The sequence below is a fragment of the Actinophytocola sp. genome (assembly GCF_045807065.1).
GTDB lineage: Bacteria > Actinomycetota > Actinomycetes > Mycobacteriales > Pseudonocardiaceae > Actinophytocola.
Genome location: NZ_JBJMIE010000463.1, coordinates 1 through 14,073 on the forward strand (window position 1 = coordinate 1; position 14,073 = coordinate 14,073).

Below are 14,073 nucleotides of genomic sequence, written 5' to 3' on the forward strand. Positions count from 1 at the left end.
AGCGGGTCACGCGGGAACACCGGCACGTCGGGGCCCGGCCTGACGCGGTCGACCCGCACCACCTCGGCGCCCAGGTCGGCGAGGACGGTGGCGGCGAACGGCGCGGGCGCCAACCCGACCAGCTCGACGACCTTCAGCCCAGCGAGCGGTCCCAAGGGTCACTCCTTATTACAGTGTGCGGGAGATGATTTCCTTCATGATCTCGTTGGTGCCGCCGAAGATCCGCTGCACGCGCGCCGCGGTCCAGGCCCGGGCGATCGGGTACTCGTTCATGTAGCCGTAGCCGCCGAACAGCTGCAGGCATTCGTCCGCGACCTTGGACAGCCGGTCCGTGGTCCACCACTTGACCATCGCCGCGCCGGCGACGTCCAGGTCGCCCTTCAGGTGCCGCTCGACGCACTGGTCGAGGAAGGCCTTGGCGACCGCGAGCTCGGTGACGCACTCGGCGAGCTTGAAGCGCGTGTTCTGGAACTTGAAGATCTCCCGGCCGAACGCCGTGCGCTCCTTGGTGTACCGGATGGTCTGCTCGATCGCGACCTCCATGCCCGCGACCGCGGACACGGCGATGAGCAGGCGTTCCTGCGGCAGCTGCCGCATGAGCTGGACGAACCCCTGCCCCTCGACGCCGCCGAGGAGGTTCTCGGCGGGCACCCGCACGTCGTCGAAGAACAGCTCGGACGTGTCCTGCCCGTGCATGCCGATCTTGTCCAGCACGCGGCCGCGCCGGAACCCCTCCGCCCCCTCGGTCTCCACCACGAGCAGGGACACGCCCTTCGCGGCCTCGCCCGGGTCGGTCTTGGCCACGACGATGACCAGCTCGGCCTGGTGGCCGTTGGTGATGAACGTCTTCGCCCCGTTGAGCACGTAGTGGTCGCCCGCGTCGTCAGTACCGCGGATGGCCTTCGTCTTCACGTTCTGCAGGTCCGAGCCGGTGCCGGGCTCGGTCATGGCGATCGCGCCGACCAGCTCGCCGGACGCGAGCCCGGGCAGCCACCTGCGCTTCTGCTCCTCGGTGCCGCAGCTGTTGAGGTAGTGCGCGACGATGCCCGAGTGCACGACGTGGCCCCACGCCTCGTCGCCGGCCCGCGCCTGCTCCTCCAGCAGGACCGCCTCGTGCGCGAACGTGCCGCCACCGCCGCCGTACTCCTCCGGGATGGACAGGCACAGCAGGCCGACCTGCCCCGCCTTGCGCCACAGCTCGCGGTCCACCTGCTTGGCCGCCGACCAGCGCTCGTAGTTCGGCGCCAGCTCCTTCTGGCAGAAGGAGTGCGCCAGCTCGCGGAAGGAGTCGAGATCCGCGTCGAGCCACGGAGAACGCTGGGTGAGCGGCATGAGGACTCCAAAAACAATCCAGACGGCATGTAAAGTCTGACCCGAACGTACCTGCAGTCCTGCACGTAAGGCAATGGAGGTCGGCTTGGCCAGCCCCACCGAGAGGAAGCACCGCACACAGGCCGAACGCAGCGAGCGCACCCGCGAGCTGCTGCTCGACGCCACGATCGAGTGCCTGGTGGAGCTGGGGTACGCACGCACGACCGTGCAGGAGATCTGTCAGCGCGCCGGGCTGTCGCGGGGTGCGCAGCAGCACCACTTCACGACCAAGGCCGAGCTGATGACGAGCGCGCTCGAGCACCTGTTCAAGCGGCTGGCGGAGGAGATCCTGACGGCGACGGCCGAGCTGCCCGAGGGGCCGGAGCGGATCGAGGCGGGCATCGACCTGCTGTGGCGGGCGTACTCGGGCACGCTGTCGACGGCGGCGGTCGAGCTGTGGGTCGCGGCCCGCACGGACCCCGAGCTGAGGCGGACGCTGCTGCCGGTCGACCGCGCGCTCGGGCACGCGACCCTGGAGTTCTACCGGTCGCTCATGGACACCGAGGTGGACGACGACCGGTTGAAGACGCTGGTGCTGCTGACCGTGAACCTGGTCCGCGGCCTGGCGCTGGACGCCATGATCGGCGGCGAGGAGCGGCGGCGGGCGGCACTGCTCGACGAGTGGAAGACTCTGGTCGCTTCGCAGTTCGGTAGGCGGTGAGCGGCCCGGCCCTCGCTCGGGCCGCTCACCGCGCTAACTAAGAAGAGGGCCGCATACGCCCAACGTGACGTTTGCTGAAGCAACCATTTGACGCTCAGTTCCCGTGATGACACGAGAGGTGTCCGTTCGGGTGACCTCTGCGCACTGGCAAGATGCGCGTGTGACTCAGCCCGCACCCAGCTACCAGCCCTATCGACCGCTGCCACCCCTAATGGGTGTCGCCGCCCCGCCGAAGCCGTCCCGCGGCGGTCTCACCAGCCTGATCGCCGGGACCCTCGCCCTGGTGACCGCCGGCCTCGCCATCGGCGGCTCGTTCGCCCCGATCACCACGTTCCACGACAGTTTCGCGGACGGCGACTTCTCGGGCACCGAGGTGAACAGCGACCTCAGCTGGTGGGGCGTCAACGGTGTCGCCCGCGTCGCCCCGTTCGACGAGGGCGGCAAGCTGTTCGGGCTGTCACTCGTGCTGGTCGCGACGCTGCTGGTGCTGGGCGCGGCGTTCGCGTTCGTGGCATCCCGGACGAGGGCGCCCGGCCCGACGACCGGCGGGCGGTCGCTGATCACCGCCGGCGTGGGTGTGCTGGCGGGCGTGGTGGTGCTGCAGTCGCTGCTGGTGCTGGAGGAGGCGTCGGCGTACAACGACCGGGAGCTGGAGCCCGGTGAGTCACTGCGGTTCACGCCGGGTCTGGGGTTGGTGCTCCCGCTGTGCGCGCTGGCGATCGGGGTGGTGGCGGTGGTGCTGGCGCACGTCGGTCAGCGGCCGCGGGAGTCGCGGCTGGAGCCGAGCACGCCGCGGATGGGCTTCCCGGCGCCGTACGGGTACCAGCAGGTGCCGGGCATGCCGATGACACCGGCCGCGCCGGGCGCTCCCGGCGCGACACCGGCGACCGGGGCGGCCGCGGCGGAGCGTCCGACGGATGTGGACCTGGGCGCGCAGTCCTCGGCGGACGAGTGGGCGGAGGCGGCGGACGACTCGTCGGCGACGACGCAGAGGGTCAGCAACGCGACGGCCACTGGTTCGGACTCGGGGGTCGCTGGTTCGGACTCTGCGGTCGCTGGTTCGGACTCTGCGGTCGCTGGTTCGGACTCTGCGGTCGCTGCGGACGCGGCGGACGCGGCGGTGGCGGCGCCCCCGGACGCGCCGACGCCGGCCGTGCCGGCGGCACCGGCGTCGGCTTCCTCGCCGGAGGCCGCGCCCGCGAACGCATCCGAGCTGCCGGCGGCACCGGCGCCGGAGGCGGCACAGGCCGTTCCGACAACGGAACCCGCCACCGCGACAACCGAACCCGCCACAGCGGAGACCCCCGCCGACCCGACAGCGGAACCGGCCACCCAAGTGGACACCGCGCCGGAACCGGCGGCTTCCCCGGCCACGGGTGAGGATTCGGCCGAGAAGCCGGCGAAGCTCGCTGACCTCCCGGCCGCTCCCCCGCCGCCCGAGACCAAACAGGACTAAGCCACCCGGCGCTTTCAGAGGGGCCCTTCGAGACGCTTGCCGTCACGAGGGCCCCTCTGTGGCGTTCGGGGCACTGACCAGCGATCGGACGGGAAGCACCATCGGGCACCGGTGCCGAAATACCCTGTCCCGCGCGGCGGGAGTGCGGGATGATCCAACCGTGTTCGGCCCGGCGGGCGTGCGGCGAGTACCCGCCTCGCTCCTACTGCTCACCTTCGCTCTCTTCGGGGTCGCCGGCTGGTGCGTCTGGTCGAGGGTCGCCTCGCCCACGGACGGCGCCACGGTCAGTCCCGCGAACAGTGCTGTCTCCATCGGGCACGTCATCGTCTCGGCGGTCGAGCCGGGCACCGCACTGCGGCTCGGTGACGAGGTGCTCGCCATCGAGGGGCAGGAGCTGGCCGAGCGGGTCGCGACGCTGCCGGGCGGCCCACCGGTCTCCGCGGGCGAGACGCTCACGTACACGATCCTGCGGGACGGGGACCGGCGGGACGTGCGGGTCACCCTCCACCACTTCCCCCTGCTCGGGACCGTCGCCGACTGGTGGCCCATGCTGCTCGTCGGCGCGTTGCTCGTCACGACCAGCATCACCGTCTTCTGGGCGCGGCCGCGGGACCCCTCCGCCCACGCCACCCTGCTGACCTCGGCCATCGGCGTCGTCACGATCGTCGGGGCCGGGTTCTTCCCGCTCACGGCCATCGATCTCGTGGCCGGCAACCAGTTCTGGCGCCACTACACCGGGCAGGTCGCGTTCGCGCTGCTGTGGGGCGCGGTCACGCACTTCGCGATCGCCTTCCCCGCCACCACGCTCACCCGCCGGCAGCGCTGGCAGATCATCGCGGGCTACCTGGGGCCGTTCGTCCTCTACGGGCTGCTCTGGCTCGTCACGTACCAGGTCCTCCCCACCCCGCTGGAGCGGCTCTTCGTCCTGATCGTGCCCGTCCTGCCGGCGTTGTTCGTCTACCCGCCGCTCATCGCCACCCTGCTGGTCCGCAAGTTCCTGCGCGAACGCGGCGAGCCCACCGCCCAGTCCATCCTGTGGCAGCTGGTGGCGGTGCTCGGCAGCACCGGCGCGTACTTCGTGATGTGGGTGGTGCCGGTGCTCACGACCGGCAAACCCCTTGTGCCGTACGAGATGCAGGCGCTGGGGTTCATGACCGTGCCGGTCGCGATGTCAGCGGCCGTGCTGCGGCACCGGGCGCTCAACATCGAGGTCGCGGTCAGTCGGACGGTCGTCTACGGGGCGCTCACGATCGGTGCGGTCGGCCTGTACGTCGCGGTGGTGAGCGCGTGGTCGGCGCTCTTCGGCCCGATCACCAACGTGTGGCTGCAGGCGGTCATCGCCGCCGGCATCGCGGTGCTGTCGCAGCCGGTCCGCGCGCGGCTCCAGTCGCTGATCAACCGGCGGCTGTACGGCGACCGGGACGACCCGTACCGAGTCGTGTCCTCGCTCGCGTCCCGCCTGGAGGACACGCCGGCCGTGGCGTCGATGCTGTCCGAGATCGTCGAGACGGTCGCGGCCGCGCTTCGCCTGCCGCACATGGCGATCGAGATCCAGGCACGCGGGCGCAGCGAGACCGCGGCCAGCGTCGGCACGCCCACTGGCGAGCTGTACCGGATGCCGCTGACCTACCACGGTGAGCGGGTCGGCAACCTGGTCGTCGGCCGGCGGTCCGCGCAGCGCGAGCTGACCAGACCGGACCGGATCGCGCTCGCCGAGGTCGCCAGGCACGCGGGTGCGGCCGTGTACACCGCGCGCCTGACCCGCGACCTGCGCCGCAGCCGCGACCGGCTCGTCCAGGCGCGGGAGATGGAGCGGCGGCGGATCCTGCACGAGCTGCACGACGGCGTGGGACCGACGCTGGCCGCGGTCGCGCTGGGCCTGGACGTCAGCCGCCGGACCGTCGGTGACACCACGCCGACGGGTGAGCTGCTCGGCCGGTTGCGTGACGAGCTGCAGGCGGCGATCGTCGAGATCCGGCGGCTGGCGCACGGGCTCAGGCCACCGGTGCTCGACAGGATCGGGCTCATCCCGGCGATCCGCGAGTACGCCGGTGCGCTCGCGAGCCGCACGGCCGGCGGCGACACGGCGGACGGCGGCGTCACGATCGTGCTGGAGGTGCCCTCCAGCATGCCGAAGCTGCCGGCGCCGGTGGACGTGGCCGCGTACCGGATCATCTGCGAGGCGCTCACCAACGTCACGCGGCACGCCGAGGCCAACTCCTGCGCGGTGCGGCTCTGGATCGACGACGACCTGCACATCGAGGTGGTGGACGACGGGATCGGGCTGCCGGCGGTGACCAACGGCGGCGTCGGGTTGTCGTCCATGCGCGAGCGCGCGACGGAACTGGGCGGCGAATGCCTGGTGGAAGCCGATCACGACGGCGGGACGCGGGTGTTCGCTACGCTTCCATTGCCTAAGGAGGGCGGCTGATGGAGCCTCGGCTGCGTGTCCTCGTGGTGGACGACCATCCACTGTTCCGGTTCGGGCTGTCCACCGTGCTGGCCAACGAGCCATCGCTGGACGTCGTGGGCGAGGCGGCGAACGGCCAGGGCGCGGTGTCGGCCGCCCGGACGTTCGAGCCGGACGTCGTCGTGATGGACCTGCACCTGCCGGACATCGACGGCATCGAGGCGACGCGCCAGATCGTGAGCGAGCGGCCGGGTGTCGGGATCATGGTGCTGACGATGTTCAACGACACGGAGTCGGTGTTCGCGGCCATGCGGGCCGGCGCGCGCGGGTACCTGCTGAAGGGCGCCGGGCAGGAGGAGATCGTCCGCGCGGTGCACGCGGTGGGCCGCGGTGAGGCGATCTTCGGACCGGACATCGCGACGCGGGTCCTGGGTTTCTTCAACGCCGGCCCGGTGGCGACGGACCCGATCTTCCCGGAGCTGACGTCCCGGGAGCGGGAGGTCCTCGCGCTGATCGCGGACGGCGAGAGCAACCCGACCATCGCCCGCAAGCTGTCCCTGTCCCCCAAGACGGTCCGCAACCACGTGTCGAGCATCTTCACCAAGCTCCACGTCGCCGACCGCGCCCAGGCGATAGTCCGCGCCCGCAAAGCCGGTCTGGGCGAAGGCCCCCAGTAACGCGAGTCCAACACCCCGAACCCGCGAGTCCAACGCAGCGGACCCGCGAGTCCAACGCAGCGGACCCCCGTGTCCAACGCACCAGACCCGCGAGTCCCACACACCAGACCCGCGTGTCCAACGCACCAGACCCGCGAGTCCAACGCTACGGACCCGCGAGTTCAACGAAGCCGCCGACCGGGCGGTCGGCGGCTTCGTTGGACTCAGGGGTCGGTTCGGTTGAACTCAGGGGTCAGTTCGGTTGGACTCGCGGGTCCGTGGCGTTGGACACGCGGTTAGATCAGGCCTTCGCGGAGGGCGTAGGCCACCGCGTGGGAGCGGTTGCGGAGTTGGAACCTGTTGGTCACGTCGTGGAGGATGCTCTTCACCGTCCGCTGGGAGTAGCACAGCTTGTCGGCGATCTCCTTCGTGGACAGTCCGGACGCGACGAGGCGCAGGACCTCGGTCTCCCGGTTCGTGATGCCCGCCAGGTGCAGGCCCCGAGGCTCCAGGACGTGCCGCTGCAGGCGGGACACGCGGTTGAGCAGGCGGCCCAGCAGGTCCGGCGGCAGGGCCCCCTCGCCCGCCGCGGCGGCCTTCACCAGGCGCACCAGCACATCCGGTGTCGTGTCGGCGCGGCGTGCCACCGCGCAGACGCCCCCCTCGACGGCGGTCAGGATCTCCGTGTCCTCCAGCTCCCCCGCGATCAGCACGACCCGCGTGAACCCCCGCACCTGCAGTGTTCGCAGCAGTTGGGCGCCTCGCTCGTCGAAACGGTCGGTCACCACCAGGGCGACGGCCTCCGGGGGCGCCGCGTCCTCGTCGACCAGCCACACCTCCTGCCGCGTCCGCAGCGCCATCTGGACGCCGCTCTGCAGGATGGGGTCGGTCGCCCGCACGATGACCGGGATACGGCTTTGCTCCAGCATCAGTTTCTTCGCTCTCCCTAGCACGCCCCCGACTCGACGCCCAGCACGTCGAAGCCCGCGCAGGAGAAAGATTGCCCGAACGTGCGTCCCAGGCACATGGGACCGGTGTCCTGGGTTTGCCCGTGTGTACCACCTTCCGTGCGCACCCGCTCACGGAGAAGGGCCCCCGGCCGTAGCCGAGGGCCCAGAACAAACACAGATACATCAGGACGGACACGAATATCTACTGCGCGGCCCCGCCGGACAGTCGGCCTGAGAACGACACCGACGGGTGGCACTTCCCCGTCGCCGGCTCGGGTGCGCCCGGCAGTTGGCAGCTGACCTCGACGGTGAGCGCCTTGTCCGGGGCGAACGTCAGCGGCTCCAGGAAGTGGTAGTCCAGGTCCCGGAAGTTCTGCAGGCCCGTCTCGTACAGCACCTCGTCGCCGCGCTTGATCTGGAGCATGCCGGCGTCGCCGCGCGGGTTCTGCAGGATGATGTCGGTGATCACCAGCGTCTTGTCCGCCGGGACCGCGCCGTCCGGGGTCTTGAACTTGTCGAACTGGTCCGGGTCCGGCTGCGCCTCGGCGTCGGTGGTGATGCGGAAGTCGACCGCCTGACCGGACGTGATGTCCACGCCGTTCGGGCCCTCGTTGGCGTGGCCGGCACCGGCACCCGTACCGCCACCGCCACCGCCGCCCGCGGCCATGTCGTCGACCTTCTTCGCCGCGGCCGCGGCCTTGTCCTCGGCCTTGGCGGCCTTGTCCTGCGCCTGCTGCGCCTGCGCCATCATCGCGGCGTTCTCCGTCTTGGCCTGCTCCTTGGCCGCCTCCCGCGCCGACGTCTGCACGGTCGGCTTGACCAGCGTGAACCACAGCACGGTCAGCGCCACCGCGGCCGCGAGCGCGGCGACGGCCACCGGCAGCAGCCACTTCGGCAGCAGCTGCTGCTGCACGACCGTGCCATCGGCGTTGATCGGCGGCTGGTCGGGTGCCGTCGCGGTCACGCCGAACGGCAGCCGCTTGTCCTGGCCGCGCAGGAACCGGTCGTGCGGCTTGGCCCGCAGCTTCAGGAACGCCGACGTGCCCGGCTGCACGACCAGCGAGCTGTGGTCGAGCGACAGCTTCAGCTGCTCCTCGGGGTCGTTGGTGATGACCTCGACCGGGATCGGGTAGTTGCCGGAGTTGTCGACGATGACCTCGTGCACCGCCTTGGTGCGGCACTTCGAGGTCTTCGGCGACAGCTCGAGCTGGAGGTCCATGAACGGCTCGACGTCCACGACCCCCTCGGCGACCGACGAGTTCGGCGGGTCCTCGCGCGAGAGCACCCGCACGCCGAACGGCACCTGACCGGCCGGTACCGACGAGTTCCTCGGCGGTGTGAACCGCACGACGGCACGGCCGTCCTGTGCCGGCATCAGGTTCATGACGCGCGGCTCGACCTCGGTCCATTCCCGAGAATCGCCGACTATGTCCAAAGTGAACTGGTCGACAAGCGTGCCGTTGTTCCGTACCAGGACCTCTGCCTCGATCGACTGGCCCGGGGTCACGGACAGCTGCCTGCTCGCCAGCGACGTGGTAGCTCCCATGGCAGTGCACTGTCCCCAACAACCGCGCCGGGGACAGCTTGCGCGAGGGAGCGTGGCAGGGCGGGGCGGGCTGCCCGATCGGGCGCGCCTGGGCGTCCACTATGCCACCCACGCGCCCGGGTCGCCGGCCGTCCGGGCCCCATACGGTCAGGCGCGGTGAACCACGCCTGGAGGTCCGTCGTGCCCAAGTCCTTACTGAGCAGCAAGCGTGCCATCGCGGTGGCCGTCGCCGCGACCCTCGCCGGTGTTTCCGCCGCCGTGGTGCTGGCCGGCCAGACCACGACCGCACACGCCGCGGCGGCGCCCGGCTCCACCGTACGCGCGTCGGTCGCGAACGGCAGCAACGCGGAGTCCCCGCGCGGGGGCGCGAACTCGGAGCTGTCCGCGGACGGCACGGCGGTGGTGTTCACGAGCTATTCCCAGCTCGACGACATCAAGACCGGCGACAACCAGAACGTCTACGTCCGCGACCTGCGTGACGGCAGGACGGTGCTGATCAGCCGTGGTCAGTTCACCCGTCCGGTGCCGCCACCGACGACGACCACCACGACGACGACAACCACCACGCCGCCGTGCTGCATCGTGAAGCTCGGCGGCGACCCGATGCTGTCGTTGAACGGCCGCCGCGCCCAGCCGAGCCTGGAGTACGGGGAGACGGCCGCGACGGGTGACAGCAGCCAGCCGACGGTCTCCGCCGACGGGCGCTACGTGGCCTTCGTGACCGACGCGGACAACATCGTCCCGGAGGACGCCGACACCGACCAGGACATCATCATCTGCGACCGGGACCCCGACGGCGACGGGACCTTCGACGAGCCGCGCGAGGGCGGCGGCCTGGACCTGCGGTACTTCCGGGTGAACCAGCCGCAGGTGGTGCAGGGCGACGGCGGTTCCTACCGCGTCGACTTCCCGTCCTTCCCGAAGCTGGCGGACGACGCGAGCCGGATCGTGTGGGAGGACACCCAGGCCGAGCCGAGCGGCCAGTACCGCGACGTCGTGCGCACCTCGGTGCTGCGGCCACCGGCCGGCGGCGTGATCGGCGGCACCTCGCTCGCCGCGTCCGCCGCGCCCGGCCTCGTCCAGAACGTCGACACCCCGCTCGGCGCGGCGCAGCCCACCGCCCAGTACTCGCCGGACGTGTCCGCAGACGGCCGCTACGTCGTGCTGCAGGCGGACTACGTCCGCACCGAGGGCCCCGTCGAGTTCCCGGACCACATCCCGTTCCACGCGATCATCCGCAAGGACATGGACACCGGGACGGTGCTGCGGGTCGACTGGGACGTGGACACCAGCGCGGAGCACGTCACGTACCTGTCCGAGGACGAGTCGGTACACCTCGCCTCGCCGGCGGTCTCCGGCAACGGCGGTGAGGTCACGTTCGTGGCCGAGGCGTACCAGGACCACTGCTCCGAAGGCGACTGCTGGTACTCGGTGGCGAACCAGCCGATCGTCTACGTCGTCCGGATCGACGACGACGGCAACCCGGTCGACTCGATCATCGCCTCACGAGACAACGACAACGAGGTCGTCAACGGCATCCGCCCCGCGCTGTCCGGGGACGGCCGGTTCGTCGCCTTCGGCACCGACAACCTCCACACCCACGACGGCGTCGACGTCACCGAGGAGGTCGGGAGCGACTGCGTCGTCGACCACTCCGACCTCCGCTCGGCGCCGATGGTCGACCTGTCCGGTCTGCCGCCGACCTCCGACGCGGCCAACCGCCGGACCGTCTGCCAGGTGGTGGTGCGCGACCTCGTGGTCGACCGGGAACGGGTGCGGCAGGAGGTCCCGCGGCTGCCGGGCACGCTCGTGTCCGCGGGTACCGGCACCGACTGCGCCGAGACCGTCCCCACCGACGGCACGTGCGCCGGCAACGGCGACTCGCCGCCCTTCCGCGGGACCGGCCCCACCCTGTCGCACAACGGGTCCACCGTCGGGTTCGACTCGCGGGCGACGAACCTGCTGGCGGACCAGGAGGACCGCAACCGCAACACCGACGTGTTCGTGCGGACGTTCCAGCCCGCGCTGCGGGCCGACCCGTCCCCGCTGAGCTTCGGCAAGGTGACGCTGGGCGACACGTTCGACAAGGTCGTGCGGTTCTTCCACGTGGGCACGGGACCGCTGGTGGTCAACGAGATCGCGGTGGAGGGCTCGGACGAGTTCTCGGTCGGCGCGCAGACCTGCGGTGGTGAGGCCGTGGTCCTGCAGCAGACCGGGAGCTGCGAGGTATCGGTGACGTTCGCGCCGAAGAAGGCCGAGGACCGCACGGGCACGCTGCGGCTGACGCTGCGGGACGGCCGGCGGTTCACGGTTCCGTTGCAGGGCACCGGCGCCAAGCAGGAGGTGCCGCCGGAGGACGCGCGGTTCGCGGCCGGTCCGGACCCGCTGAACTTCGGCGACCGCCTGTTGCTCTCGGACGGTCCGACCCAGACGGTGACGGTGACGAACGTCGGCGGATCGCCGCTGACCATCAAGACCGTGGAGGTCGTGTCGGCGGCCGCGCCGGGCGACTACACGATCGCGGCCGACACGTGCACCGGGAAACCGGTGGCGCCCAAGGGAACCTGCCAGGTGACGGTGAAGCTCTCGCCGTCGGGGCCGGGTGACCGGCCGGCCGTGCTGCGGTTCGTCGACGGCGGACCGGGCGGGAACGCGCACCTGATCGGCCTGGCGGGCAAGGGAAGCACGCCGGCGGTCCTGCTGTCCCCCGGCGTGACCCAACCGGGCTTCGTGGTGACGGTGGGCGGCACGGGCTTCGCCCCGGACAACCCGGTGACGATCACGATGGCCGACTCGATCGAGACGACACACGCGGTGCCCGACGCGGCGGGCAACTTCAGCGCCGGCCTGCTGGTCCTGCCCAAGTCGCCGGTCGGCAACCGCCTGGTGACCGCGACCATCGACGGCACCACCGTCGAGGCACAGCGCCCACTGCTGATCGTGACCCCGACGGTCACCGCGTCGGACTTCGTGGTCCGCGGCTGATCCGCGCCGGGTGCGGTGCCGGTCGGTGGCCGGTGCCGCACCCGGCTGGCGGGTTCCGGGTCCTCCCCGCAAGGGGAGGGCTTTCCGCTTCGCCCCGTCGACCTCACGGCGCTGCTCGGGTGAGGAACGGGACGACCGCGGCCGCGAACTCCTCGGGCGCCTCGCTGTGGATGCGGTGGCCGACCGGGATCTCGACGACCGTCGCCGACGGCATGCGGGCGGCCGCGTCGCGAAGGCGGCCCTGGTCGATGTGGCTCGGCGGACCGCCGGCCAGCCACAGGGTGTCGGCGGTGATCGTGCCGAGGGCGGCCCACCACGACGGGTCCGGCGTGCGGATGAGGGTCTTGATCGCGCCGGCCAACGCCCAGTCGAAGTCGACGGGCTCCGGGGGTTCGGCCGGGATCCCGTAGTCCGTCACCGGCTCGTGCGGTGGCGGGGCGATGTCCTCGACCACCATGCGCCGCACCCGCTCCGGCGCGCGCATCGCCACGTGCATGGCCACGGCGCCGCCGAGGGAGTGCCCGACGAGGTCCACCTCCTCGTAGCCGTCGAGGCACGCGAGGACGGCGTCCGCCATGGCGGTGAACGTGTAGTCACCGGTGCGCGGGGACGTGCCGTGCCCCGGCAGGTCCAGCGCGATGGTGTGTCTGGGGAGGGCTTTCGTGAAGGCCGCCCAGGTGTGCATCGAGCTGCCCAGGGCGTGCAGCAGCACCACCGGCGGCCCGTCTGCCGGACCGCCGGTGGTGAGTCGGCCGAGTGTGCTCACCCGGCCAACCTAACGCCTACAGCTCCTCGAAGAACTCGATCTCGCTGACAGCCAGACTCGTGCCGGTGACCGACTTGAAGGTGGACACGACGTGGATCTCCACGCTGTTGATCCCCTCGCCGCTGTCGATCTCCAGGGTCTGCGGGTCGGGCTTGTCCTGGAGGCTGACGTCGGTCGTCTTGCCGTTGTTGAACACGAGGTGCAGCTTCTCCGCGCGGTAGGTGTCCTTGAACGCCCCGCCGTCGCCGTTGTGCACGATGATCTTGGCGAGGTCCACCTTCCGGTCGAACTTCACCACCATGTTCGGCTCCGCACCGCCCACCGGCGCCGCCCAGAAGGTGTTCGACTTGCCGTCGAGCGCCAGGTCGGCCGGGTGGTCGGGCAACGCCACCGACGCGACGGGCGCCTCGCCGGCCGACACGGGCGCGTACTGCGGGAAGAACATCCGCTCGACCGTGCCCTTCACCTCGGCCACGCGCTGGTTGGCCCACCCGCGGAACGGCGCGAACAACCCGTAGGCCACACCGGCGACCACCAACGCGAGCGCCACGAACCGGCGGACGGTCCTGATCGTCGTGCTGACGAACACGCCCAGCTTGGTCTTGCCGGCCCGGCCGCGCCGCTTCGAGCGTTCGCCGGACTTGCGGACCTTGGCGCCGCGCCCCGGGAGGAGCTTGCGCCACCAGGGCGTCCTGACGACCTCGGCCTCGGCGAGCGAGGTGCCGCAGCGGCTGCAGAACTTGCGGGTGACGCTGTTGCCCTCACCGCACTCGCCGCAGACCAGGTCCCCGGGTTGCAGCTTCCGGGTCGGTGGTTGGCGCCGGACCTGCGGCCGCTTCTGCTGCGCCTCCTGGGGGATGAGGGCCGCGGGCTGTGCGGTGGCCGTCCCGCTGACCGGCGCGACGAGTTCCTTCGCCTCGGCCGCGGTGGCGGTGGGCCTGGACGTCGGCGGCCCCGCGGCACCGGGAGGCGGCGGAAGCGTGGGCGGTGCCGGCGGCCTGGACGGTGGCAGTGCCGGGCCGCCGCTCCCGCTCGGAGGTGCCGGGCGTCTCGGTGGCGCCGGGCTGTCCGAGGCGACCAGGCCCATGACGGCGGAGTCCTGCGTGCCGGTGCCGGCGGGGGCCATGCCGGTGACGGGGAGCACCACGGGGTTGGCGATGCCTCCGGGAGCGGTCGGCGGCGGGAGGGCGGGACCGCCAAGGGGCCGGGGACGAGTTGCGGACTCGCAAGCGGACGCCCACCCCTGCATCCATTGCCGAGGTCGGTGGCGCC

At 71.4% G+C, this 14,073-nt stretch carries 11 protein-coding genes; 5 read left to right on the forward strand and 6 right to left on the reverse strand.

Annotation, left to right across the window (positions count from 1 at the left end):
- Together ACJ73U_RS27210 and ACJ73U_RS27215 are read right to left on the reverse strand one after the other, a co-directional pair.
- Window positions 1–155: CoA transferase (locus ACJ73U_RS27210; RefSeq protein WP_407780572.1), on the reverse strand; the 155-nt coding region annotated here is incomplete at its 3' end.
- Window positions 156–168: 13 nt separating this feature from the next.
- Window positions 169–1,332, reverse strand: a complete 1,164-nt coding sequence (locus ACJ73U_RS27215) for an acyl-CoA dehydrogenase family protein (RefSeq protein ID WP_407780562.1) — start codon at window positions 1,330–1,332, stop codon at window positions 169–171.
- An 85-nt stretch (window positions 1,333–1,417) separates the two neighbouring features.
- Here ACJ73U_RS27215 and ACJ73U_RS27220 point away from each other — a divergent pair, with 85 nt between their 5' ends.
- From ACJ73U_RS27220 to ACJ73U_RS27235, 4 genes are all read left to right on the forward strand, one after another.
- A complete protein-coding gene (locus ACJ73U_RS27220; RefSeq protein WP_407780563.1) occupies window positions 1,418–2,032 on the forward strand; it encodes a TetR/AcrR family transcriptional regulator in 615 nt (204 codons plus the stop codon).
- 160 nt (window positions 2,033–2,192) lie between these two features.
- The gene (locus ACJ73U_RS27225; RefSeq protein WP_407780564.1) at window positions 2,193–3,488 is read left to right on the forward strand and encodes a hypothetical protein; all 1,296 of its coding nucleotides are present in this window, start codon (window positions 2,193–2,195) and stop codon (window positions 3,486–3,488) included.
- 160 nt (window positions 3,489–3,648) lie between these two features.
- Window positions 3,649–5,919, forward strand: a complete 2,271-nt coding sequence (locus ACJ73U_RS27230) for a histidine kinase (RefSeq protein WP_407780565.1) — start codon at window positions 3,649–3,651, stop codon at window positions 5,917–5,919.
- The gene (locus tag ACJ73U_RS27235) at window positions 5,919–6,575 is read left to right on the forward strand and encodes a response regulator (protein WP_407780566.1); all 657 of its coding nucleotides are present in this window, start codon (window positions 5,919–5,921) and stop codon (window positions 6,573–6,575) included. Before ACJ73U_RS27230 ends, ACJ73U_RS27235 begins: the two co-directional genes overlap by 1 nt.
- 275 nt (window positions 6,576–6,850) lie before the next feature.
- Here the strand turns inward: ACJ73U_RS27235 and ACJ73U_RS27240 are convergent, their stop codons facing one another.
- Together ACJ73U_RS27240 and ACJ73U_RS27245 are read right to left on the reverse strand one after the other, a co-directional pair.
- Window positions 6,851–7,483 carry a response regulator transcription factor gene (locus tag ACJ73U_RS27240; protein WP_407780567.1) on the reverse strand — a complete coding sequence of 211 codons (633 nt, stop codon included), beginning with the start codon at window positions 7,481–7,483 and terminating at the stop codon, window positions 6,851–6,853.
- A 223-nt stretch (window positions 7,484–7,706) separates the two neighbouring features.
- Window positions 7,707–9,050, reverse strand: a complete 1,344-nt coding sequence (locus ACJ73U_RS27245; RefSeq protein ID WP_407780568.1) for a hypothetical protein — start codon at window positions 9,048–9,050, stop codon at window positions 7,707–7,709.
- Between the two features lie 180 nt (window positions 9,051–9,230).
- On the opposite strand from ACJ73U_RS27245, the gene ACJ73U_RS27250 reads away from it, so the two are divergent.
- Complete coding sequence (locus ACJ73U_RS27250) at window positions 9,231–12,035, forward strand: choice-of-anchor D domain-containing protein (protein WP_407780569.1); 2,805 nt, start codon at window positions 9,231–9,233, stop codon at window positions 12,033–12,035.
- Between the two features lie 103 nt (window positions 12,036–12,138).
- On the opposite strand, the gene ACJ73U_RS27255 is transcribed toward ACJ73U_RS27250, so the two are convergent.
- Complete coding sequence (locus ACJ73U_RS27255; RefSeq protein ID WP_407780570.1) at window positions 12,139–12,801, reverse strand: alpha/beta fold hydrolase; 663 nt, start codon at window positions 12,799–12,801, stop codon at window positions 12,139–12,141.
- Between the two features lie 16 nt (window positions 12,802–12,817).
- Complete coding sequence (locus ACJ73U_RS27260) at window positions 12,818–13,948, reverse strand: NADase-type glycan-binding domain-containing protein (protein WP_407780571.1); 1,131 nt, start codon at window positions 13,946–13,948, stop codon at window positions 12,818–12,820.
- Window positions 13,949–14,073: the final 125 nt, after the last annotated feature.